Annotated in this window: 2 pseudogenes; both read left to right on the top strand. The window is 43.2% G+C overall.

From position 1 onward, the window contains the following. Window positions 1–911 (top strand): annotated as a pseudogene (locus R7127_RS26460) (IS4 family transposase); the annotation flags it as partial. A 106-nt stretch (window positions 912–1,017) separates the two neighbouring features. Further along, window positions 1,018–1,228 (top strand): annotated as a pseudogene (locus R7127_RS26455) (IS4 family transposase); the annotation flags it as partial.

Below are 1,228 nucleotides of genomic sequence, written 5' to 3'. Positions count from 1 at the left end.
ACTTAAAACGACTCCACAGTTTAACGCTGGCTTGCCACGCATTACTTGAATGTAAAACGCTCACTCTTACCGAACTTGGTCGTAACCTGCCAACGAAAGCCAGAACAAAACATAACATCAAACGAATCGACAGATTGTTAGGTAATCGTCACTTGCACAAAGAGCGACTCGCTGTATACCGTTGGCATGCCAGCTTTATCTGTTCAGGTAATTCGATGCCCATTGTTCTTGTTGACTGGTCTGATATTCGTGAGCAAAAACGGCTTATGGTATTGCGGGCTTCGGTGGCACTACATGGTCGTTCTATTACTCTTTATGAGAAAGCCTTTCCGCTTTCAGAGCAATGTTCAAAGAAAGCTCATGACCAATTTCTAGCCGACCTTGCAAGCATTCTACCAAGTAACACCACACCGCTCATTGTCAGTGATGCTGGCTTTAAAGTGCCATGGTATAAATCCGTTGAGAAGCTGGGTTGGTACTGGTTAAGTCGAGTCAGAGGGAAAGTGCAATATGCAGATTTAGGTGCGGAAAACTGGCAACCTATCAGCAACTTACATAGCATATCCTCAAGTCGCTCAAAGACTTTAGGCTATAAGAGGTTGACTAAGAGCAACCCAATTTCATGTCAAATTGCACTGTATAAATCACGTCCTAAAGGCCGAAAAAATCAGCGTTCGACACGGACTAATTGTCATCATCCGTCACCTAAAATCTACTCCGCTTCGACAAAAGAACCATGGGTTTTAGCGACTAACTTGCCCGTTGAAATCCGAACACCAAAGCAACTTGTTAGGCTCTACTCGAAGCGTATGCAAATTGAAGAAACCTTCCGAGACTTGAAAAGTCCTGCCTACGGACTAGGCCTACGCCATAGCCGAACGAGCAGCTCAGAGCGTTTTGATATCATGCTCTGATGAATCCCCTAATGATTTTTATCAAAATCATTAAGTTAAGGTAGATACACATCTTGTCATATGATCAAATGGTTTCGCGAAAAATCAATAATCAGACAACAAGATGTGCGAACTCGATATTTTACACGACTCTCTTTACCAATTCTGCCCCGAATTACACTTAAAACGACTCAACAGCTTAACGTTGGCTTGCCACGCCTTACTTGACTGTAAAACTCTCACTCTTACCGAACTTGGCCGTAACCTGCCAACCAAAGCGAGAACAAAACATAACATCAAACGAATCGACAGATTGTTAGGTAATCGTCACTTGC

The organism is Vibrio sp. 1159 (genome assembly GCF_033340395.1).
GTDB lineage: Bacteria > Pseudomonadota > Gammaproteobacteria > Enterobacterales > Vibrionaceae > Vibrio > Vibrio alginolyticus.
The sequence above is the reverse complement of the archived record's forward strand: the minus strand, read 5'-3'. Positions and strand labels throughout refer to the sequence as shown.